This is a genomic window from Nocardia implantans, from assembly GCF_035544775.1.
Lineage (GTDB): Bacteria > Actinomycetota > Actinomycetes > Mycobacteriales > Mycobacteriaceae > Nocardia > Nocardia implantans.
The window spans coordinates 393,079-414,323 of record NZ_JAYKYQ010000002.1 but is presented as its reverse complement, the minus strand read 5'-3'; the positions used below and the strand labels follow the sequence as shown (position 1 = coordinate 414,323).

The following is a 21,245-nucleotide window of genomic DNA, read 5'->3' as shown; positions in this document are numbered from 1 at the left end:
CGTCAGCGCTCGGCGAGCACCTCGCCGATGTATCGGGCGACGGCCGCCACCGATGCGATCGTGCCCGGGTAGTCCATCCGGGTGGGCCCGAGCACACCCATACCGCCGAGTACAGCGCCCGCCGCGCCGTAGCCGGTCGACACCACGGAGGTGCCGCGCATCTGCTCGACCTGCGTCTCCTCGCCGATGCGCACCGTCACCGTCCCCGGTTGCTGGGCCGCGGCGAGCAGTTTGAGCACGATCACCTGCTCCTCGAGCGCCTCCAGGACCGCGCGCAGCGAGCCGGGGAAACCGAAGTCGGCGGCGTTGCGGGTGAGGTTGGCGGTGCCGCCGAGCACCAAGCGCTCCTCCGGGTGCTCCACCAGGGTCTCCACCAGCACCGTCGACACCCGCACCAGCACGTCGCGCAGGCGCAACGGAGCGTGCTCGGGCAACTCGGCGACCGCGGCGGAGGCCGCGGCCAAGCGCTTGCCGTCCATCGCGCCGCCGAGCATGCCGCGCAGCGCGGCCAGATCCTCGTCGTCGATCACCGCGCCGAGTTCGACCAAGCGCTGATCGACCCGGCCGGTGTCGGTGATCACCACCAGCAGCAGGCGGGCCGGATTGAGCGCGACCACCTCGATGTGCCGCACCGTGGACGCCGACACCGTCGGGTACTGCACCACGGCGACCTGCCTGGTCAGCTGGGCCAGCAAGCGGACGCCACGGCGCAGCACGTCGTCGAGGTCGACGCCGGACTCGAGGAACTCGAGGATCGCCCTGCGCTCCGCCGACGACAGCGGTTTCACCTCGGAGATCCGGTCCACGAACTGCCGGTAGCCCTTGTCGGTGGGGATGCGGCCGGAACTCGTGTGCGGCTGGGTGATGTAACCCTCCGCCTCCAGCACCGCCATGTCGTTGCGCACCGTCGCGCTGGAAACACCCAGGTTGTGTCGCTCGACCAGCGTCTTCGACCCGATCGGCTCCTTGGTCGCGACATAGTCCGCGACGATGGCGCGCAGGACCTCGAAGCGCCGATCCTCGGTGCTCGACATCGGCCGCACCTCCTCGCTTTCGTCTCCCGTCCCGCCGTATCCGGCGCCGACGTCCCGCGGCCGCCATGCATCGCAGGCGAAACGCGGTTCGTCCGTTGATCCAGTCTAATTGTCGGCAACCGGATCGCTCGCCTGCAATGTAACCGCGGGAGGGCGGGACGAAACGCGCTCAGCGAGGTACGGCGGCGTCGATCACCGCGGCCACGGCGTCGGGCCGGGAGACCAGCGAGGCGTGCGAGGCGTCGATCTCGCTGGTGCGAGCCGACATGCGCTGGGCCATGAAGCGCTGTGCGGACGGCGGGATGACCCGGTCGGCGGCCGAGACCAGATACCAGCTCGGCGTCCCGGACCAGGAAGGCGATCCGGAGGGTTCGAGGTTGGCCTTCAGCGCGATGGAGTGCTGATGGGCGATCATGTCCGCCGCGGTCGCAGGACCGACGTCCTGGGCGAAGACGGCGTTGAAGCTGTCGGGCGCGACGTAGCCGTCCAGGTTCTTCCCCGCGACCCCTGTCGCATCGTCGACGACCTTCACCTGCAGCGCGGGCGGCCACAGCCGGCTGCCGGGAAAGCGGATCGGGTCAAGGGCCGCCTGCGCCACTTCCCCCTCCACCGGCGCGAACGCCGCGACGTATACCAGCGATTCGACCTTCGGGTCGTGGATGTTGCTGATCACGAAGCCGCCGTAGGAGTGCCCGGCCAGCACGACGGGACCGCTGATCGTGTCCAGCATGCGCTGCACGGCGGCCGCGTCGTAGGCCGGTCCGCGCAGCGGGTTCTCCGGAGTCAGCACGCGGTAGCCCCGCTCGCGCAGCACGGCGGCGACGCCGTCCCAGCTGGTGGTGTCGGCGAAGGCGCCGTGCACGAGCACGACGGTGGGCAGCGTTTGCGCCCGCGCGGGTCCGGCCGACACGGCGGCGGCGAGTGCGAGGGCGAGCGCGGCCACGGCGCGGCGCACACGGCGAGTGTTCGTCATCGGGTGTGTGCTCCTCAGCTGTTCAGGAAGTCCAGCAGGTCTGCTTCGAACGCCTTCTCGTAGTCCCCGCACAGGCCGTGCGGGGCGCCGGGATACACCTTCAACTGGGCCCGCGGCAGCAATTTCGCGGTCTTGACGCCCGCGGCGGCCAACGGCACGATCTGGTCGTCGTCGCCGTGCGCGACCAGCACCGGAATATCGATGTTCGGCAGCTCGGCGGTGAAATCGGTCTCGGAGAACGCCTTGACGCAGTCGAACGCGCCCGCGAGCCCCACCTGCATGCCCATCAGCCAGAAGTGGTCGCGCAGCCCTTGCGACACCTTCGCTCCCGCGCGGTTGGCGCCGTAGAACGGGACCGACAGATCCTTCCAGAACTGCGAACGATCGGCGGCCACGCCCGCGCGGATGTCGTCGAACGCCTCGATCGGCGTCCCTTCCGGATTGCTCCCGGTCTTCAGCATCAACGGAGGCACCGCGCCGAGCAGCACCGCCTTGGCGACCCGCGACGTGCCGTGCCGGGACAGGTACCTGGTCACCTCGCCGCCGCCGGTCGAGTGCCCCACCAGCGTCGCGTCCTCGACGTCCAGCTCGTTGAGCACCGCGGCGAGGTCGTCGGCGTAGTGGTCCATGTCGTGTCCGTCCCACACGTCGCTGGAGCGGCCGTGCGCGCGCCGATCGTGCGCGATGGCGCGATAGCCGTTGGCCGCCACCAACTTCATCTGGTTGTCCCAGGCGTCGCCGTTGAGCGGCCAGCCGTGGCTGAACACCACCGGACGCCCGGCGCCCCAGTCCTTGTAGTAGATCTCGACGCCATCGGTGGTGGTGATCGTCGGCATCGCAGTTCCCTTCGATCTGGACGGATGATCGGCCGAACCGGGAATCGATCTCGAGCGAGCGCCGTCCGACAGCGTATGACGGGCGCCCGCCGGAAAAGCGACTGTGCGTGCACGATCTTCGGCTCAGAATGCACGGCCCCGTCGGCAGGTTCCGTGCGAGGATTGCCGAATCTGTCTCATTTGCGACGGAGGCTGTGATGACGGTCGTGTTCGATTCGGACACCATCGCGCCGCACGAGCGGGCGGCCGCGGTGGCCGCGGCGGCGCAGGAGACATCGGTCCCGTCCCATGTCGTGCTGGACGGGCCGGACGAACGTGTGCACGCCACCTTCGACGTGTGGCGGTTCGGCGCGGCGAGCGTCGTGCGCGCCAGCACCTCGGGCATCCAGCTGATCCGGACGCCGAAGCAGGTGCGGGCCTCCCCCGCGCCGGTGCTGGCGGTCGCGGTGCAGCAGGCGGGCGACGGACGGTACGAGCAGGGCGGCGTCCTGCGCGTCCTGCGACCCGGCGATCTGCACGTCATGGACCTCAACGCGCCCTACGACTTCGGTTGGCGCGGCGACGGCGCGTCGACCTGCCTACGGGTACCGCTCGATCAACTCGGCCTGCCCGCCGATCTGATCGGTCAGGCCGCGGCCAGGGTGCAGGACAGCCCGCACTACCGGCTGGTGGCCAACCACATCGTCCAGCTGACCGCCGACGCCGACGCGCTCAGCGCCGACCCTGCGGCGGCGCTGTCGGGCTGCGCCAGCATCGAGCTGATCCGGGGACTGCTGTTGTCGGCGGGCGCGGACGACGGCAACGGTTCCGTCGTGCCGTCCGACGTCCTGCTGTCCCGGATCCGCGCTTACGTCCGGCGCAACCTGGCCGATCCCGAGCTCGGGGCGGACCGGATCGCCAAGGCGCACAACATGTCGGTCCGGCAGCTCTACAAGATCTGCGCGAACACCGACTACCGCCTCGAACAGTGGATCATCGGCCAGCGGCTGGAGCAGGTGCGCGGCGAACTCACCCGGCCGGACCACAAGCACCGGACGATCGCGATGATCGCGCGCCGCTGGGGCTTCCGCGATCCGTCGCATTTCGCCCGGCGCTTTCGCGCCGCCTATGGGCTCTCACCCCGGGAATGGCGCAGCAGCGCCCTGGGCCGGGACGAGCCGTAACGGTCAGTCGCAGGCCTTCGCCTGCTTGCCCGCGAGGGCGTCGAGACCGAGCATCGCCAGCAGCGACTCGCAGTCCGCGGCGTTCTCCGCGTAGCTGGCGACGGTGCGGGCGGCGACGGCGCACTGGCGCGCGTTCTGCGCCTTCTCCGCTGCTCGCGCCTCCGCGAACTCGCCCGGTTCATGGATGAGGGTGAAGTGTGGTGCCGAGGCCATGAGTCTCCTTGGGGGGTTGGTCGCAGACTACGCGGCCGGTGGTCGCCGTGTTACTCGAACGAGACATAAACTCCACCGCCTTGCCCGGACCGTGATCCGGCGCATGGTCGAGGGTCACTCGCGATCGGGCTCCGTCATGTGCCACTCGCGTATCAGTCGAGCAGGTCGCGGACGACACCGTCGGCGAGCAGACGGCCGCGGTCGGTGAGCACGAGCCGGTCGTCCGGGGTGCGCAGGGCGAGGCCGTCGGCGACCACGCGCTCGACGGCGGCGAGCGCGGAGGCGTCCAGCTCCGCCAGCGGCAGGCCGGTGCGCAGCCGGACGGCCAGCATGACCCGCTCGGTGTATCGCTCGTCCGCGCTCAGCGCCTCCCAGCCCGCGGCGGGCAGCCCGCCCCCGCCGACGCGATCGGCGTACCGGGCGGGGTGCTTCACGTTCCACCACCGCACGCCGCCGACGTGACTGTGGGCGCCCGGCCCCGCGCCGAGCCAGTCGCCGCCGTCCCAGTAGCCGAGGTTGTGCCTGCAGACCGCCGCGTCGCCAATGGCCCAGTTGGACACCTCGTACCAGCCGAATCCCGCCGCGCGCAGTCGCGCGTCGATGCGCTCGTAGCGGGCGGCGAGCACGTCGTCGTCGGGCGCGGGCAACTCGCCGCGGCGCACCCGCCGGGCCAGCGCGGTGCCGTCCTCCACGATCAGCGAATAGGCCGAGACGTGATCGACGCCCGCGCCGAGCACCGCGTCCAGGCTGGCGTCCAGATCGGCGTCGCGCTCGCCCGGCGTCCCGTAGATCAGATCGAGGTTGACGTGCTCGAATCCCGCCGCCCGCGCCTCCAGCGCTGCGGCCACCGCGCGGCCGGGGGTGTGCGTGCGGTCGAGCACCTTCAGCACGTGGGCCGCGGCGGACTGCATGCCGAGCGACACCCTGGTGAACCCGGCGGCGCGGATGCGCTCGAAGAATTCCGGCGAGGTGGATTCGGGATTGGACTCCGTGGTGACCTCCGCCCCGGCGGCGAGGGTGAACTCGGCGCGCACGGCGTCCAGCACGGCGGCGAGCCCGTCACCGCCGAGCAGCGAGGGCGTGCCGCCGCCGACGAAGACGGTGGACACTTCCGGTGTCGCGGTGGGCAGCGCCGCGAACTGCGTGGCCGCGGTAGCCAGTTCCCCGCGCAACGCCGTCAGCCACGACTGCGGCGAGGCCGAGCTGCCGAGTTCGCCCGCGGTGTAGGTGTTGAAGTCGCAGTAACCGCACCGGGTGGCGCAGAACGGCACGTGCACGTAGATCCCGAACGGGCCGTCGCCGAAGTCGCGTAGCACCGGGGTGGTGGTGTCGGTGCTCGCGGTGGCGGCGGCGGAAGAACTCACCTGTCCAGTGTGAACGTCGCCGCGACCGCGCCGACGCCCGGGACTCCGCTACGCACGAGACCCCCGGGCTCACCGAACGCGACGTCCATTCGGAGCGCGGCGGCCGAGCGTCGGGCACAGGCCGGCGGTGATCGGGTTCAGTCGGCCACGACCGGGGTGTTCTGGTTCGCCGTGAGCAACCACCGGCCGTCCTCCTTGGACATGACGTACATCGGGCTGCCTTCGCTGTCCAGCACGCCGTCGGCGGTGAAATAGCGCTGGCGCACCTTCACCGCCGCCACGTCCGGGCGGATGAACAGCACGTGCTCCACCTCGTAGGTCGCCGTGCCGTGCGCGGTGGCCCCCGGCAGCACGCGGGCGGTGAACTCGGCGATTGCCGCCCGTCCGTAGAGGCGGTGGCCGTGCCCGGTGGTCCAGATCGCGTCCGCGCGGAACAGCGCGACGAATTCGTCGACCAGCTCGTTGCGCTGGGCGTGTTGCACGCTCGCGACCACCGCGCGGATGGCTTCGAGTTCGGCGGTGGTGTCGACAGCTGCGGTACTCATGGCACCGAGCGTGCAACCTCCACTTCACTCGAGGTCAAGCGCGGTGCGCAGCATCACACCCGGCGCGGTGGCCGTATCACGCGCCTGGTTCGGCCCGGGAACTATGACTGCCGTCACAAACTGGGTCGAGCGTCCAGGGGATTTCCCGCTGAATCGCGGGAAATACTGGACACGGGGTCGGAAGGCCATCGCTGACGTGGCACAATAGGCCGCATGCGCGCTTTGGAGATTCGACTGGTGGCCCGTCGCCACGTCGATTACAAGCGCGTCTGTAGCGCCTGCTGTCTGCCCGGTTCTCTCCGGTAGCTCAGCGCGCCAGATCCCGGGTCCCCGGCGATCCCGACTTCATCGGCCCGCTGACACCGCAGGCGTGAGTCAGCCCCTCGCGCCCTCAGCAGGATGTACCACCCACCCCGCAGGAGCGACCCCATGACGTCGAGCACCGACGCCGGTCCGACCGATCAGCCCACGCCCGAATCCCAGCCGGAGCGCCGCGTGCGCCCGGCCTCCGAACGCCGGGTGCGCCCGGATCGGCCGCGTCCGGAGGCGACCACGACCGGACCGCGCGCGCGCACCGGCAAGCCCGTGCGACGCAAGGCCGAGGGTCAGTGGGCGCTGGGTTACCGCGAGCCGCTGAACCCGAACGAGCAGTCCAAGAAGGACGACAACCCGCTCAACGTCCGGGCCAGGATCGAGAACATCTACGCCAAGACCGGCTTCGACGGCATCGACAAGGGCGACCTGCGCGGCCGGTTCCGCTGGTGGGGCCTGTACACCCAGCGCGAGCAGGGCTACGACGGCAGCTGGACCGGTGACGAGAACATCGACCTGCTCGAGGCCAAGTACTTCATGATGCGCGTCCGCTGCGACGGCGGCGCGCTGAACCTCGCGCAGCTGCGCACGCTCGGCCAGATCTCCACCGAGTTCGCCAGGGACACCGCGGACCTGTCCGACCGGGAGAACGTGCAGTACCACTGGATCGAGGTGGAGAACGTCCCCGAGATCTGGAAGCGGATCGAGGCGGTCGGCCTGAAGACCACCGAGGCGTGCGGCGACTGCCCGCGCGTTGTGCTCGGGTCCCCGCTGGCGGGCGAGTCGCTGAACGAGGTCATCGACCCGACTCCCGCGATCGAGGAGATCGTGCGCCGCTACATCGGCAAGAAGGAGTACTCCAACCTGCCGCGCAAGTTCAAGACCGCCATCTCCGGCCAGCAGGACGTGGTGCACGAGATCAACGACGTGGCGTTCATCGGCGTCGTGCATCCCGAGCACGGCCCCGGCCTGGACCTGTGGGTCGGCGGCGGCCTGTCCACGAACCCGATGCTCGCCAAGCGGGTGGGCGTGTGGGTGCGGCTGGAGGAGGTGCCGGATGTGTGGGAAGCCGTCGTGTCGATCTTCCGCGACTACGGCTACCGCCGCCTGCGCACCAAGGCGCGCCTGAAGTTCCTGATCAAGGACTGGGGCATCGAGAAGTTCCGCCAGGTGCTGGAAGACGAGTACCTGAAGCGCAAGCTCATCGACGGTCCCGCGCCCGAGCAGCCGACCAAGCCGATCGACCACGTCGGCGTGCAGCGGCTGCGCAACGGGCTCAACGCCGTCGGCTTCTCCCCCATCGCGGGCCGGGTGTCGGGCACCGTCCTGACCAAGGTCGCCGACGCGGTGGAGCGGATCGGCTCCGATCGCGTCCGGTTCACCCCGTACCAGAAACTGATCGTGCTCGACGTGCCCGACGACCGGGTCGACGCGCTGATCGACGAGCTCGAACCGCTCGGGCTGCAGGCGCGGCCCTCACTGTGGCGGCGCAACCTGATGGCCTGCACCGGCATCGAGTTCTGCAAGCTGTCCTTCGCCGAGACGCGCAAGCGCTCCCAGGCGCTGGTGCCGGAGCTGGAGGAACGGCTGGCGGATATCAACGCGCAGCTGGATGTCCCGATCACGATCAACATCAACGGCTGCCCGAACTCCTGCGCGCGCTCGCAGATCGCCGACATCGGGTTCAAGGGCCAGCTGGTCGACGACGGCGCCGGGAATCAGGTGGAGGGCTTCCAGGTTCACCTCGGCGGCAGCCTCGGCTTCGACAGCGCGTTCGGGCGCAAGCTGCGCCAGCACAAGGTCACCACCGGCGAACTCGGCGACTACATCGACCGGGTGGTGCGCAACTTCGTCAAGCAGCGTACGGACGGCGAACGGTTCGCCCAGTGGGCGGTCCGCGCCGACGAGGCCGACCTGAGATGAGTGTCGACGGGAGATCAATTGTGACAACCGAACTCGCGGAAAAGCTGTCCGAGGACGAGCTCCGCGCCATCGCCGCGCGCGGCGCCGCCGAACTCGACGGCGCCTCCGCGACCGAACTCCTGCGGTGGACAGAGGACACCTTCGGCCCGAACTACATCGTGGCCTCCAACATGCAGGACGGCGTGCTGGTGCACCTGGCCGCGGGCGTGCGCCCCGGCGTCGACGTGCTGTTCCTGGACACCGGCTACCACTTCGCGGAGACCATCGGCACCAGGGACGCGGTGGAGGCCGTGTACGGGGTGAACGTGGTCAACGTCCAGCCGGAGCACACCGTGGCCGAACAGGACCGGCTGCTGGGCAAGGATCTGTTCGCCCGCGAGCCGAACGAGTGCTGCCGGTTGCGCAAGGTCGTCCCGTTGCGGAAGTCGCTCGCGGGCTACAACGCCTGGGTCACGGGCATCCGCAGGGTGGAGGCGCCGACGCGGGCGAACGCGCCGCTGATCTCGTTCGACGAGGCATTCGGACTGGTGAAGATCAACCCGATCGCGCCGTGGTCCGACGACGAGATGCAGGACTACATCGAAAAGCACGGCATCCTTGTCAATCCCCTGGTGGAGGAAGGGTATCCGTCCATCGGCTGCGCTCCGTGCACACGGAAGCCGGAGCCGGGATCCGATCCGCGAAGCGGCCGTTGGGCCGGCCTCGCCAAGACCGAATGCGGGTTGCACCAATCATGACCGAGACCATTCGAAGCGAACGTTCGCTCGGCATCACCGATTTCGACACTCTCGCCGCGCTGGAATCCGAGGCGATCCACATCTTCCGCGAGGTGGCGGGCGAGTTCGAGCGGCCGGTGATCCTGTTCTCCGGCGGCAAGGACTCCACCGTGCTGCTGCATCTGGCGCTCAAGGCGTTCTGGCCGGCGCCGCTGCCGTTCGCGCTGCTGCACGTCGACACCGGGCACAACCTGCCCGAGGTGCTGGAGTTCCGGGACAAGGTGGTCGAGCGCTACGGCCTGCGCCTGCACGTGGCGAAGGTGGAGGACTATCTGGCCGACGGCAGGCTCAGCGAGCGCCCCGACGGCATCCGCAACCCGCTGCAGACCGTTCCGCTGCTGGACGCGATCAGCGAGCACCGGTTCGACGCCGTGTTCGGCGGCGGCCGCCGCGACGAGGAGCGCTCGCGCGCCAAGGAGCGGATCTTCTCGCTGCGCAACGCCTTCGGCCAGTGGGACCCGAAGCGGCAGCGCCCCGAGCTGTGGAATCTGTACAACGGCCGCCACGCGCCGGGCGAGCACGTGCGGGTGTTCCCGCTGAGCAACTGGACCGAGCTGGACATCTGGCGCTACATCGCCCGCGAGGACATCGACCTGGCGAGCATCTATTACGCGCACAAGCGTCCGGTGTACCTGCGCGACGGCATGTGGATGACGCCTGGCGTGTGGGGCGGCCCGCGCGAGGGCGAGGTGCTGGAGACCAGATCGGTGCGCTACCGCACCGTCGGCGACGGATCCTCCACCGGCGCCGTCCTTTCCGACGCCGCCGACAACGAGGCGATCCTCGCCGAGGTCGCCGCGTCCCGACTGACCGAACGTGGTGCGACCCGCGGCGACGACCGCGTCTCCGAAGCCGCGATGGAAGACCGCAAACGAGAGGGTTATTTCTGACATGTCCGACCTATTGAGGCTGGCCACCGCCGGTTCTGTCGACGACGGCAAGTCCACTCTGGTCGGACGCCTGCTCTACGACACGAAATCCGTTCTGGCCGACCAGATCGACGCCGTCACCCGCGCGTCGGTGGACAAAGGTCTCGCCACCCCGGATCTCTCGCTGCTCGTGGACGGGTTGCGCGCGGAACGCGAGCAGGGCATCACCATCGATGTCGCCTACCGCTACTTCGCCACTCCGCGCCGCTCTTTCGTGCTCGCGGACACCCCGGGGCACGTGCAGTACACCCGCAACACCGTGTCCGGCGCGTCCACCGCGCAGCTGGTGATCCTGCTCGTCGACGCGCGCAAGGGCGTCATCGAGCAGACCCGCAGGCACGCGGCCGTGCTCGCGCTGCTCGGGGTGCCGAAGCTGGTGCTGGCGGTGAACAAGATCGACCTGGTCGACGACGCCGCGAGCGTGTTCGCCGCCATCTCCGCGGAGTTCACCGAACTCACCAGCAGGCTGGGCTGGTCGAGTGAGGACGTGCTGGAGATCCCGGTCTCGGCGCTGCACGGCGACAACATCGCCACCCGGTCGGACAACACTCCGTACTACGACGGTCCGTCGCTGATCGAGCACCTGGAATCGGTGCCGGTCGACGCCGACAGCACCGGCAACCACGAGCTGGGCCTGCGGTTCCCCGTGCAGTACGTGATCCGGCCGCGCACCGCCGAATACCCGGACTACCGCGGCTACGCCGGACAGATCGCCGCGGGCGCGGTCGCTCCCGGCGACGAGGTCGTGGTGCTGCCTTCCGGCATCCGCACGACCGTGGAGCGGATCGACACCCCCGACGGCGAACTGGCGGTGGCGCAGGCAGGCCGCAGCGTCACGCTGATCCTGTCCGACGAGGTCGACATCTCCCGCGGCGACATCATCGCCTCGGCCACCGACGCGCCGGAGCCGATCGACACCTTCGACGCCACCGTGTGCTGGCTGGGCGACAAGCCGCTGCGTCCCGGCGCGCGGCTGCTGCTCAAGCACGGCACCCGCACCACCCAGGCGATCGTCGGCACGTTGCTGGAGCGTTTCGACGAACAGCGCCTGGCGGCCGATCCGAACCCGGAGTCGCTGGAGCTCAACGACATCGGGCGCATCTCGGTGCGGGTCGCCGAGCCGATCGCGGCCGACGACTACCGGCTCAACCGGCACACCGGCAGCTTCCTGCTGATCGATCCGGCGGGCGGCAACACGCTGGCGGCCGGTCTGGTCGGCGACGTGCTGACCGCCGTCGAGGTCGGCACCGGAGCCTGACATGGCCGTGTCGCGAGTCCCGTTCGGCGCCCCGCCGGTCCTGGGCGCGATCGCCCCGGCGGGCCGTCCGGACTGCGCGACTTCCCGCGGCGGCCATCCGCCCGCGCTCGACACGAGCCCGGCCGGACCGCCCGCGCTGATCGCCGTGGCCCACGGCAGCCGCGATCCGCGATCGGCCGCGACCGTCGCGGCGGTGGTCGACGCCGTCGCCGCCGCCCGGCCGGATCTGGACGTCCGGACGGCGTTCCTCGATCTCACCGCCCCGTCGGTGGAACAGGTCGTCGATGCCGTCGCCGCCGACGGGCACACGCATGCGGTGGTGACGCCGTTGCTGCTCGGCAGCGCCTTCCATGCCAGGGTCGATCTGCCGGGCCTGCTCGCCGCTGCCCGCGCTCGCCATTTCGGTTTGCGCCTGACCCAGGCCGACGTGCTGGGCGTGGACGCCGCACTGATCGGCGCGCTGCACGACCGTGTCGTCGCCGCCGCGCACGGCCTCTCGGATCGGCGTCGCGGCGTCGCGGTCGCGGCGGTCGGATCGTCGTCGGCGGCGGCCAACGCCAGGACCGCCGAGGTGGCCGCCCGTTTGGCCGCGCGCACCGGGTGGCGCACCGAAATCTGCTTCGCGACCACCGAGCCCGCAGTCCCGGAGGCTGTTTCGCGACTGCGCGCTCACGGCGCGGACCATGTGCTGGTCGCTCCCTGGTTCCTCGCGCCAGGATTGCTGACCGATCGCCTCATCCAGGCTGCGCCGGAGGCCGTCCACGCCGACGTGCTCGGCGCGCATCCGGCCCTCACCGAGGTCATCCTCGATCGCTACCACGCCGCGATCGCGGAAACCCGCGCGCTCTCGGCCTGACCGGGCGTCCCGGGCGCGCGACACCGCCCCGGATTCCGCGACGACGACGCGAGCGTCCCGGCGCCACCGCCGCGTGCTAGGAACAGTGGCATGGCCGAGTCCTTCCGCACCACCTCCTGCGCCAGCCACGGACATCCCGAGTTCACCGTCCTCTTCACCGAGCCGCGGCTGCCGGGAATGGAGAACTGGCTGCTGTCGTATCTGGAGTCCACCGTCGCGGCGGGCACCCGCTACCAACCCGGCGAGACGATCCGGGTGGGCTGGAATCTCGTGCGGGTACGCGGCCGCGCCGACGGCACGCTGGGGCTCGCCGAACGCACCGATGCCCAGACCTGGGCCGAGCAGGTGGACCGCACCCTGCGCGACGTGTGGTACCAGCGCGAAGTCGCGGCCGGTGTCGGTCTGGCCGATCGTCTGGATTTCCCCGGCGAGGACCAGCAGGCCGTCGTCTCGTCGTGCGGGCTCGAATCACCGGTGCTCGTACTGGCCCGCGCCGAAACCGACGACCCGGAGTTCTCCGGCTGGTCGGTGGAGTGCTTCGAAGACCACGCCCACCGCGCGTCGTACTACACCACGCTGCTCGAACTGGCCACCGCCATGCCCTTCGCGGTGCAGTTCTTCGCCCTTCCGGCCACGACGACGGTGCTGATCGAAAGCCCCGAGATCACCCCCACCGGCACCATCCGGCCCCACATCGTGGACGCCGAAGGCGTGGAAATGTGCCCGATTCCCGGCTCCTACCTCGATTACCTGGTTCACGGCTCGCCGGGTGACTGACGGTCCGGCCACGGCGCAGGAGCGAATACGCGGCCAGGCAAGAGACCCGGACCTGCGCATCCGCTGACTGTCGACGAACCGGCCGTTCGCCCCGGATGTGCCAGCGCGCCTGTGCTTGGCACTTCTGCGACGAGGTCGGCATGATCCGCCACGACAGCGCGCCGGTAATCACCGTCCTCGCCATTTCGCCGGGTCGATCACGACGCCGTCGCGGCCGTCGAGAACACTGATTCCCATTGCCTGCCTGGTTCGACGGCAACGCCGTCGCGCCCATCGAGCCACTGATTTCCCACGCCGGCCGGGTGACAGCGCCCCGGGTCCCTGCGGCGGCCACGGAACGCCGTAGCGGCTCAGCGCAGCAGGTCGTCGACGATGGCTCGGGCAGTGGTCACGCCCGGCTCGTCACCCATCTGCCGTGCGGTGTGCGCGGCGGCGATCACCGCGTCCAAGTGGAAGGCGACGGCGTCGGCGGATCTGCCGTCGAAATGTCCTTGCTCCTGGGCGCGGCGAATCTCCTCGACCAGAAACGCCAGCCAGTCCCGGCGGTCTTCGGCGATGGCGTCGCGCACCGGGCCCGGCCTGCTGTCGAACTCGGCGAGCGTCGCGACGCGGAAGCACCCGCCGGGAAACGCCGGGTCGGCCACCTGCCCGAACCAGCGCTCGACCAGGGCACGCAGGCGCGGTAGCCCGGCGGGCTCACTCAGGCTCGGCGTGATCACCTCGTCGATGAAGACCTGCCGCGCGCACCGCACCGCCGCCAGCTGCAAACTCTCCTTGCTGCCGAAGAGGGTGGCGATGCCGCTCTTGCTGACCCCGAGATCCGCGGCCAAGCGGCCGATGCTGATGCCGTTGAGGCCCTCGACGGAGGCCACGTCGGCGGCGCGCCGAGCGATCGACGCCCGGGCGCGAGCGCCCTTGGCCAGACGCTGATCGGACTCGCGCGCCCGGCTACCCGCGACAACGGACTCGGTCATGAGGTCATTCTTCCACTTCGCTGTTGCACATACGAACGTATGGTCGTACTTTAAGTGAACGAACGATCGTGCGTTTTGTTTCCCACGCTTCTAAGGACTTCCCATGACCGACGCGTCCGTGCGGCTCACCAGCCCACCGACCGCGACCGCGGCCACGCGCACCTTGCTGATCGCCTGCGGTGCGGCCTTCATCGCCTTCCTCGACCTCTCGGTCGTCAATATCGCCTTCCCCTCGATCGCGCGGGACTACCCCGGCACGGCCACCGCCACGCTGACCTGGGTCGTCAGCGGATACGCGGTCGCCTTCGCCGCATTGCTCACCCCGGCCGGACGTCTCGCCGACGCCCTCGGCCGCCGCAGGCTGTTCCTCGGCGCGCTCGCCGGTTTCGCCGTCACGTCCCTGCTGTGCGCTCTCGCGCCGACCGCAGGGTGGCTCATCGCGGGCCGGGTGCTGCAAGGCGGCACCGCGGCGCTGATGGTGCCCTCCGCACTCGGCTTGGTCCTGGCCGCCACACCGCGGGAGAAGATCGGGGCGGCCATCGGGGCCTGGTCGGCCGCGGGTGGATTCGCCGCGGTGGTCGGTCCCGCGCTCGGTGGCGCGCTGGTCGAGGGATTCGACTGGCGGGCGGTGTTCGTCATCAACGTTCCGGTGGCCCTGTTGCTCATCGTCGCTGCGGCGCGCATTTCGGCCCGGGACGACCGTCTTTCCGGCGGCGCGCTGCCGGATCCGCTCGGCACCGTGGCGGTGGCGCTCGGGCTGGGCGGGCTGGTGGCGGGCGTCACCGAAGGGCAGCGCTGGGGGTGGACCTCGGTGGGGACGCTGACCGCTCTGATCGGCGGCGGGCTGCTGGTCGTTGCCGCCCTCGTCCGTTCCGCGCGGCACCACGAGCCCGCGATCGCCGTCGACCTGTGGCGCAGCAAGCCGTACGCGCTGGCCAACGCCACGTCGTTCGTCTTCGGCGCGGCCATGTTCGCCTGGCTGCTGTCGGGGCCGCTGTTCCTGGACGCGATCTGGGACTACTCGGTGCTCGGCTCCGCGGGCGCGATGACCATCGGAGCGGTCGCGTCGATGGTGACGGCGACCGTCGCGGGCCGGGTCGGCTCCCCCACGGCCAGGCGGTGGCTCGGCGTGCTCGGTGCGCTCATGTTCGCGGCATGCACCGTGTGGATGAGCACGGACGCCTTCGGCGCCACCCCCGCCTTGTGGTCGGCGTGGATTCCGGCCGGTGTGCTCGGCGGTGGCGGCATCGGGTTCGTCGTCACGGTATTGGGCACCGCGGCGGCGGGCGCCCTCCCGCCGCAGCAGTTCGCCGCGGGCACCGGCATGAATCTCACAGCGCGGCAGGTGGGTGGCGCGCTCGGCGTGGCCGTGCTCGCCGCCGTGTTCGCGGCACGTCCCGACGATCCGCTCGGCGCGTTCCACACCGTCTTCGCCGTGTGCGCCGGCATCGCCGCCGTGGCCGCCTGCCTCGCCGCACTACCGGCCCGCACGCCGTCCCCTTCACCGGACCACTAGGAAAACACATGAGCGACAACCACATTCGCACCGAAGTGAACGATCCTCTACTGCTGCCCCCTGCGGAACAGCGACGTCTGCTCGCCGACGCCCCGTGGCGGCGCTACGCGGTGCTCGGCGATTCCATCGCGCAGGGCGTCGGCGATCCGAGCCCGGGGTACGAACCCGTCGGCTGGGCCGACCGGGTCGCGGCCGTGCTCACTTCGGTCCGCCCGGACCTGGCCTACCTGAACACCGGCCGGATCGGCGCGACATCCGCCCAGGTCATCGCCGAACAGTTGCCGTCGGTGCTCGAATTCCAGCCCGACCTGGTTCATCTCACCTGCGGCGGCAACGACCTGTTCCTGCCGGGCGGCGACCTCGACGGGTTGCGGACCAACCTCGACACACTGTTCGGGACGCTGGCCCGCACCGGAGCGCAGATCGTGACCTTCACCCTCGCCGACGTCTGGGAAGTCGAACGCATGGCCCCGATGCGTCCGATGCGCGACCGGATGGCCGCGCTCAACGACCTGGTCCGCGAATTGGCCGCCCGCTACGACGCGCTGCTGCTGGAACTCTGGGACCACCCCCTGCGCCTGCGGCCCGACCTGATGAGCGCCGACCTCATCCACTTCAGCATGAGCGGTCACGCCGTCCTCGCCTCCGACATGGTGCGCACCCTGGCCGGTCACGCGCTCGTGTCACGCTGACCGAGCCGGATGTGGCGGAGGCCGCCGCCGACGGTTGCCTCCACCACGTTCGAACGGTGACTCGAAACAGCTGCCCACGCTCCGGGATGCCGGTATCCACTACGCGGGACACGTCACGGGGTGGGCGAATGGTCCGGTCCGTATCGTTCGAGCAGTTCGGCGCCGAGGCGGGCCAGTTCGGCGCGTACCTCGGGCGGGTCGGTGACCTCGATCGCGCCGCCCCAGCCTGCCAGCTGCTGAGCCAGCATCCAGGCGGTGGGAGCGGTGACGCGGACCTGGACGCGGCCGTCGGGAACCGGTCCGTCCACGAGGCAGTTGCGGCCCTGCTGGTCGCGCAGGATCGGCAACACGCGCTCGGCGATCAACACGGTGGCGGCGGTGGTCGCGCGCCGCTGCTCCATCTCCTCCACCACCCGGCCCCAAGCGTCGGCCAGATCGAAATCCGTTGGGCGCTGGGCTGATTCACCGGTGAGCGACGCCTCGGAGATCCGATCGACGCGGAAGGTCCGCTGCCCCCGTTCGGTTCCGGCGATCAGATACCAGACACCGTCCTTGTCGGCCAGGCCCCACGGATCGACCAGACGCTCGGATCGTTCCCCGGTCCGGTTCGCATAACGCAGGCGTACCTTCTCGCGCTGCACCACAGCGCGTTGCAGCCGCGAAACCAGGGGCGGGAGTTCGCGATCGGTCGCACCCCAGCGCGCCGGGTCGATCACCACGGCGTCGGCCGCCGCCTCCGCCTCGCCGCGGAAGGTGTGCGGCAGCGCACGGACCAGCTTGCGCAGCGCCGACTTGGCCTCCGGCACCGCGCCCGCCGAGGGGCCGGCCAGGAGGAACAATGCCCGCGCCTCGCCCGCCGTCAGGCCGCTCAGATCGGTGCGCGCTCCACCCACCAGCGACCAGCCGCCGCCGCGACCCGGCTGCGGGTACACCGGCACCCCGGCGGCCGACAGGGCCTCGAGATCGCGGCGGGCGGTCGCGACCGATGTCTCCAGCTCCGACGCTACCTGCGCGGCCGTCACCCGCCCTCGGGTCTGCATCATCAGCAGGATCGCCACCAACCTGTCCGCTCGCATGGGCACGATTCTGCCGCTGAAAGTGCTCATTCGGTGCGCACTTTGCCTCGGATGATGGGTGCACGACCACAACCGAGAACGAAGGAGAACCACCATGCTGCGCGGAATGGCGACGAGCACGTTCTACGCCGACGACCTCGAGGCCGCCAAGGACTGGTACGCCCGGTTCTTCGGCGCCGAGCCCTACTACCACGTGCCGAACGGTTACTACGAGTTCCGCATCGGCGACTATCAGCACGAATTCGGCATCGTGAACCGCGCCTACGCCCCCGCGGGAGCGCGCAACACCCCCGGCGGCGCGATCGTCAACTGGCATGTCGACGACGTACGGGCCACGTTCGACCGGTTGCTGGAACTCGGCGCGACCGTCTACGAGCCCATCACCCCGCGCGGGGACGGATTCGTCACCGCCGCCGTGGTCGACCCGTTCGGCAACGTTCTCGGCATCATGTCCAACCCGCACTACCTCGAGGTGCTCGCCGAGACCGGACCCGCCTGATCGGCAGGGCCGCACAACACGGCCCGACCCTCCGGCCGCACAGCCCGCCGCGCGCTACGGCCGGAGCCCCGATGGCCCGCGCGTACCAGGGGCGGTATCCGTCCGTGCCGTCCTCGTTGCCGCCCACCGCGACCGCCCCGGGCCGGTCCCTGGCATCGCCGAATCGGCAGCGGGCCACTTCCCTGGCGGAAACGTGCGGCGGCTACTGCATCGCGCGGTAGAGATATCAGGGACGAAACCAGCGTTCCAGGACGGTGGCGACGCCGTCGTCCAAGACGTGGCCGGTGACTTCGTCCGCGAGTTCGCGCACGTCCGTCGGCGCGTTCGCCATCGCGACCGAATGCGCTGCCCAGCGCAGCATTTCCCGATCGTTGTAGCCGTCGCCGATGGCCAGCGTCGCTTCGTCCGGGATACCGAGGGCGACGCGGAGCTGTTCCAGCGCCCAGCCCTTCGACACGCCTCGACGGGCGACGGTGAGCCACGGCCCGAACTCGCCGTGCACCCAGCTCGCCCCCGGCACGTGCAAGGAGCGCAGCGCGAGCAGCATCTCCTCCAGCGAGCCGTCCGGCAGCCAGCCGTTCAGTCGCGGCGTCGGTTCGCTGCTCAACGCATGGTGATCGACGAGCAGGTATTCGCCGAGCGAGTATTCGCCCGGACTCGCACCGGTGGCCCAGGTGCCGATGCCGACCTTCTCCACGGCGAAGATCATCGCCGGGAACAGCGCGCGTAAGGCGGTGATCGCGGGCGCGGGGTCGAACGACTGGATCGCCACCGGTTCGCCCCTGGCGACGTCGATGTGCACGGCGCCGTTCGAGCACAGGGCATGTCCCTCGCGCAGACCGAGTTCGGTGAGCACGGGGCGTGTGGTCAGCAGCGTGCGGCCCGTGGTCACCACGACATGCGCCCCCGCGGCCACGGCCGCGCGCACCGCCGCGACCACTCGCGCACTGATCGGTGTTCCCGTATCCAGCAGCGTGCCGTCCACATCCAGCGCGATCAGCTGGGGACCCCCGGATGCCATGCATCCATTGTGCATCCGGGCCGCCGCGTCCGCCGTCGATTCCATCGCGGCCGGATGCACACCCGCGCCGGACAATTCACCGCCCGCAGCGCAGGCGCTATCGACCGCGGCCTCCGCCTCCGGCGCCTCCCGCGCCGCCCCTGGACGACCCGCCCGCCGACGCCCCGCCGACCGAACCGGACCGGCCCGGTGAGCCGCTGGACGAAGCGCCCGAAGAGTTCCCGCCCGCGTGGCCGCCCGCCGACGACGCGCCCGGACGCCCATTGGATGCCGAGCCGCCGGTCGCCGAAGTGCCTGCCGACGCACCCGGCGACGAACCATGGGCCGGCGAATCGCCCGCCGCCCCAGCCGAAGACGAACCGTGCGCGGAGGAACCACTCTCCGACGACGAGTTGCCCACCGACTCGCCCGAGGACGACCCGTGCGTGGTGGAGTTCCCGGGCGCGCCCCCCGGCGATCCACCGGCCGGTCCGCCCGGCGATCCACCGGACGGTCCGTGCGCGCTGGAATCGTTCGCCGAACCACCGCTCGATGCGCTGCCCTCGGAAGACGTTCCGCCGGTGGACGTTCCTTCGCCGTCTCCGGACGACGAGCCCCCGGTGTTCGCCGCGCCGGACGAACTCGAAGCATTGTGCTCGCCCGACGCCGCGCCGCCGCCCGGCGAGCTGGACGTTCCGGTCGACGGACCGCCCGGCGCGGTCCCACCCGGCTCCGCGGGCTTCGAACCGTTCTGCGGCGCGGGGACGGCCGACTCCGGCGTCCCCACCGGCGGCGCGCCCGAGCCGGGAGCGGGTATCTGTCCCGGCGCGGGCGGCTGGGGCAGACCCGGCCCGGCACCAGGATTCGGAGGCTGCCCGGGAACGGGCGGCTGCGCCACCTCTCCGGGGGCGGGAAGAACGACCGGCCCGAACGGCAGCGGATTCACGAAGTAGGCGGGATCGCCATAACCCCGGTAGCGCAATCCCCCCGGGGCGCAGCAGTTTCGCGGGTCGCGGTGGGTGCCGATCCGGGACTCGGCCACCGATGGACCATAACCGGCGCTGCGCGGAGCCGGCGTGATGAATCGGGTATACGCGGAGGTCGGTTGGGATAGAAGCGCGGGCAGCGCCCGGCCGGAGGCCCACGTCGCGGGCGCCGATATTCGCGACCAGGCCTCGGCGAGCTGTTCGCTGCCGACGTCGACCAGCAGATTATCGGCCGGCGCGCCCAGTTCCGGAAGACGCTCGAGCATCGGCGCCAGTTCGGGCACAGTGGGGCTGCCGAAGACCGTCACCGCCGACATGGCCACCGCGGAGACCACCGCCGCACTGGAGAACACCGCTACCCGCGGCACGGCGGAGTGGCGGTGCGACGCGCCGAGCGCCATGGTGCGCGCCGCCATCAGGGCCGCGCCCGCGGCGATCGTCTGGCCCGGATCGGCCGAGATCAGCACGGGGCGACCGAGTTCGGCCAGCGTGCGCGCCACCTCCGCAGGCCGGGACGCGCCACCCACCAGCAGCACCCGGCCGATATCGGACAGGGTGATGCCCGCCTCCCGCACGCAGTCGCGGACCAGGTGAAGGGAGTCCTGCACATGCGCGGCGCGCAGCCCGTCGATGTCGACGATCGACGTCATCGGCAGTCCTGCGGACGACACGTCCGGGGCGTACCTGGCGATCATCGACCCCAGCGGACGGCCACCGAAATCGTGCGAGCGCACGGGCTTTCCGATCATCGGATGGTTGTCCCAGTCCGGCCCGACGCGCACGATGCTCACGTCGAGGCTGGTGCCGCCGAGGTCGTAGATCAGGACGAAATCGGTCTCCAGCGGGCCGTGCTCGTGCTCGAGCCACTCCGCCGCCGCGACGGGCTCCGGCACCAGCAGCACGTCCCCCGCCCCGGATAGGTCGAGCGCTTGGCGCAGCAAAGCCACCTGTTTGTCGGAATACACCGCCGGATAGGTGGTCACGACCCCCGCCTCGGACGCGCCCGGCTCGGCCGCCCTGAGCTCCTTGACCACCGCGGCGACGAGATTGGCCGGCGACCAGATGCGACCGCCGACGATCACCGCTTCCGGATCCTTGCTCAAATCGGCGAAATCCGTGACCGCCATGTCGAATCGGGCGATCCCGCCCAGCCGCAGCCCACCCGCGCTGTCGAAGGTCACCGCGGTGCGGCGAGACCGCACGGACGGTCGTGGCCGATCCGCGCTGACCGAAGCCGTCACGGAATTCACCGCACCGATGCTGAAACCCAGACCTGTAGTCATTCGCTATCCCGTCAACGCACCGTGACCACGTCCATCACATGGCGTTCCCCTGTGGCCGCGGTCGTCTTCCAAACAGCCACCACAGGTTAGCTGTTTCGCGTTCGCGTGGATGCGCAATTGATATGGATTGTTCGACCGACGGCAATAATCGTCCGAAATGCCAGGTAGATACGAGTCAGTTGACACGTCCATACCACTCGACATCGCGAATCCGACTGCAGAACCAGCATTTCCGCAATCACACAGCGATCTCGGATTCC

At 70.3% G+C, this 21,245-nt stretch carries 21 protein-coding genes; 11 read left to right on the top strand and 10 right to left on the bottom strand.

The genetic code is table 11. From position 1 onward, the window contains the following. Window positions 1-2 precede the first annotated feature (2 nt). From hrcA to U3653_RS06095, 3 genes are all read right to left on the bottom strand, one after another. Window positions 3-1,034 carry a heat-inducible transcriptional repressor HrcA gene (gene hrcA, locus U3653_RS06105; RefSeq protein ID WP_195077611.1) on the bottom strand — a complete coding sequence of 344 codons (1,032 nt, stop codon included), beginning with the start codon at window positions 1,032-1,034 and terminating at the stop codon, window positions 3-5. Window positions 1,035-1,203: 169 nt separating this feature from the next. Further along, window positions 1,204-2,007 carry an alpha/beta fold hydrolase gene (locus U3653_RS06100; RefSeq protein WP_195077610.1) on the bottom strand — a complete coding sequence of 268 codons (804 nt, stop codon included), beginning with the start codon at window positions 2,005-2,007 and terminating at the stop codon, window positions 1,204-1,206. Window positions 2,008-2,021: 14 nt separating this feature from the next. Beyond that, window positions 2,022-2,843, bottom strand: coding sequence for an alpha/beta fold hydrolase (locus U3653_RS06095; RefSeq protein WP_195077609.1), 822 nt, complete (start codon window positions 2,841-2,843; stop codon window positions 2,022-2,024). Between the two features lie 197 nt (window positions 2,844-3,040). On the opposite strand from U3653_RS06095, the gene U3653_RS06090 reads away from it, so the two are divergent. After that, entirely contained in the window at window positions 3,041-4,006 is a 966-nt protein-coding gene (locus U3653_RS06090; RefSeq protein WP_195077608.1) for an AraC-like ligand-binding domain-containing protein, read from the top strand. 3 nt (window positions 4,007-4,009) lie between these two features. On the opposite strand, the gene U3653_RS06085 is transcribed toward U3653_RS06090, so the two are convergent. From U3653_RS06085 to U3653_RS06075, 3 genes are all read right to left on the bottom strand, one after another. Continuing rightward, complete coding sequence (locus U3653_RS06085) at window positions 4,010-4,219, bottom strand: hypothetical protein (protein WP_195077607.1); 210 nt, start codon at window positions 4,217-4,219, stop codon at window positions 4,010-4,012. Between the two features lie 152 nt (window positions 4,220-4,371). Next, window positions 4,372-5,535, bottom strand: a complete 1,164-nt coding sequence (gene hemW / locus U3653_RS06080; protein ID WP_323123956.1) for a radical SAM family heme chaperone HemW — start codon at window positions 5,533-5,535, stop codon at window positions 4,372-4,374. Window positions 5,536-5,720: 185 nt separating this feature from the next. After that, on the bottom strand, window positions 5,721-6,128 hold the full coding sequence (locus U3653_RS06075; protein ID WP_195077605.1) for an SgcJ/EcaC family oxidoreductase: 408 nt from the start codon (window positions 6,126-6,128) through the stop codon (window positions 5,721-5,723). 213 nt (window positions 6,129-6,341) lie between these two features. Between U3653_RS06075 and U3653_RS33230 the strand changes: the two genes are divergently transcribed. From U3653_RS33230 to U3653_RS06045, 7 genes are all read left to right on the top strand, one after another. Further along, window positions 6,342-6,434 (top strand): Ms4527A family Cys-rich leader peptide, encoded by a 93-nt coding sequence (locus tag U3653_RS33230; protein WP_350356343.1) that lies wholly within the window; start codon window positions 6,342-6,344, stop codon window positions 6,432-6,434. Window positions 6,435-6,557: 123 nt separating this feature from the next. Further along, window positions 6,558-8,363: a nitrite/sulfite reductase gene (locus U3653_RS06070; RefSeq protein WP_323123907.1), complete on the top strand. Its 1,806-nt coding sequence runs from the start codon at window positions 6,558-6,560 to the stop codon at window positions 8,361-8,363. Beyond that, complete coding sequence (locus U3653_RS06065) at window positions 8,360-9,100, top strand: phosphoadenylyl-sulfate reductase (RefSeq protein ID WP_195077604.1); 741 nt, start codon at window positions 8,360-8,362, stop codon at window positions 9,098-9,100. Before U3653_RS06070 ends, U3653_RS06065 begins: the two co-directional genes overlap by 4 nt. Further along, window positions 9,097-10,029: a sulfate adenylyltransferase subunit CysD gene (cysD, locus tag U3653_RS06060; RefSeq protein ID WP_195077603.1), complete on the top strand. Its 933-nt coding sequence runs from the start codon at window positions 9,097-9,099 to the stop codon at window positions 10,027-10,029. The genes U3653_RS06065 and cysD overlap by 4 nt, the downstream gene beginning before the upstream one ends. A gap of 1 nt (window position 10,030) precedes the next feature. Next, the gene (locus U3653_RS06055) at window positions 10,031-11,326 is read left to right on the top strand and encodes a sulfate adenylyltransferase subunit 1 (RefSeq protein WP_195077602.1); all 1,296 of its coding nucleotides are present in this window, start codon (window positions 10,031-10,033) and stop codon (window positions 11,324-11,326) included. Window position 11,327: 1 nt separating this feature from the next. After that, window positions 11,328-12,182: a sirohydrochlorin chelatase gene (locus U3653_RS06050; RefSeq protein ID WP_195077601.1), complete on the top strand. Its 855-nt coding sequence runs from the start codon at window positions 11,328-11,330 to the stop codon at window positions 12,180-12,182. A gap of 90 nt (window positions 12,183-12,272) precedes the next feature. Then, complete coding sequence (locus U3653_RS06045) at window positions 12,273-12,959, top strand: hypothetical protein (protein ID WP_195077600.1); 687 nt, start codon at window positions 12,273-12,275, stop codon at window positions 12,957-12,959. Between the two features lie 350 nt (window positions 12,960-13,309). On the opposite strand, the gene U3653_RS06040 is transcribed toward U3653_RS06045, so the two are convergent. Further along, window positions 13,310-13,933 carry a TetR/AcrR family transcriptional regulator gene (locus U3653_RS06040; protein ID WP_195077599.1) on the bottom strand — a complete coding sequence of 208 codons (624 nt, stop codon included), beginning with the start codon at window positions 13,931-13,933 and terminating at the stop codon, window positions 13,310-13,312. Between the two features lie 103 nt (window positions 13,934-14,036). On the opposite strand from U3653_RS06040, the gene U3653_RS06035 reads away from it, so the two are divergent. Further along, on the top strand, window positions 14,037-15,449 hold the full coding sequence (locus U3653_RS06035) for an MFS transporter (protein WP_195077598.1): 1,413 nt from the start codon (window positions 14,037-14,039) through the stop codon (window positions 15,447-15,449). An 8-nt stretch (window positions 15,450-15,457) separates the two neighbouring features. Next, window positions 15,458-16,141, top strand: a complete 684-nt coding sequence (locus U3653_RS06030) for an SGNH/GDSL hydrolase family protein (protein ID WP_195077597.1) — start codon at window positions 15,458-15,460, stop codon at window positions 16,139-16,141. Window positions 16,142-16,254: 113 nt separating this feature from the next. Here U3653_RS06030 and U3653_RS06025 read toward each other — a convergent pair whose 3' ends face one another. Continuing rightward, the gene (locus U3653_RS06025; RefSeq protein ID WP_195077596.1) at window positions 16,255-17,217 is read right to left on the bottom strand and encodes a helix-turn-helix transcriptional regulator; all 963 of its coding nucleotides are present in this window, start codon (window positions 17,215-17,217) and stop codon (window positions 16,255-16,257) included. 94 nt (window positions 17,218-17,311) lie between these two features. Between U3653_RS06025 and U3653_RS06020 the strand changes: the two genes are divergently transcribed. Further along, window positions 17,312-17,716, top strand: coding sequence for a VOC family protein (locus tag U3653_RS06020; protein WP_195077595.1), 405 nt, complete (start codon window positions 17,312-17,314; stop codon window positions 17,714-17,716). 226 nt (window positions 17,717-17,942) lie between these two features. Here U3653_RS06020 and U3653_RS06015 read toward each other — a convergent pair whose 3' ends face one another. Both U3653_RS06015 and U3653_RS06010 read right to left on the bottom strand, forming a co-directional pair. Next, on the bottom strand, window positions 17,943-18,737 hold the full coding sequence (locus U3653_RS06015; RefSeq protein WP_195077594.1) for an HAD hydrolase family protein: 795 nt from the start codon (window positions 18,735-18,737) through the stop codon (window positions 17,943-17,945). Between the two features lie 97 nt (window positions 18,738-18,834). Beyond that, on the bottom strand, window positions 18,835-20,985 hold the full coding sequence (locus tag U3653_RS06010; protein WP_195077593.1) for an Hsp70 family protein: 2,151 nt from the start codon (window positions 20,983-20,985) through the stop codon (window positions 18,835-18,837). Between the last annotated feature and the right edge of the window lie 260 nt (window positions 20,986-21,245).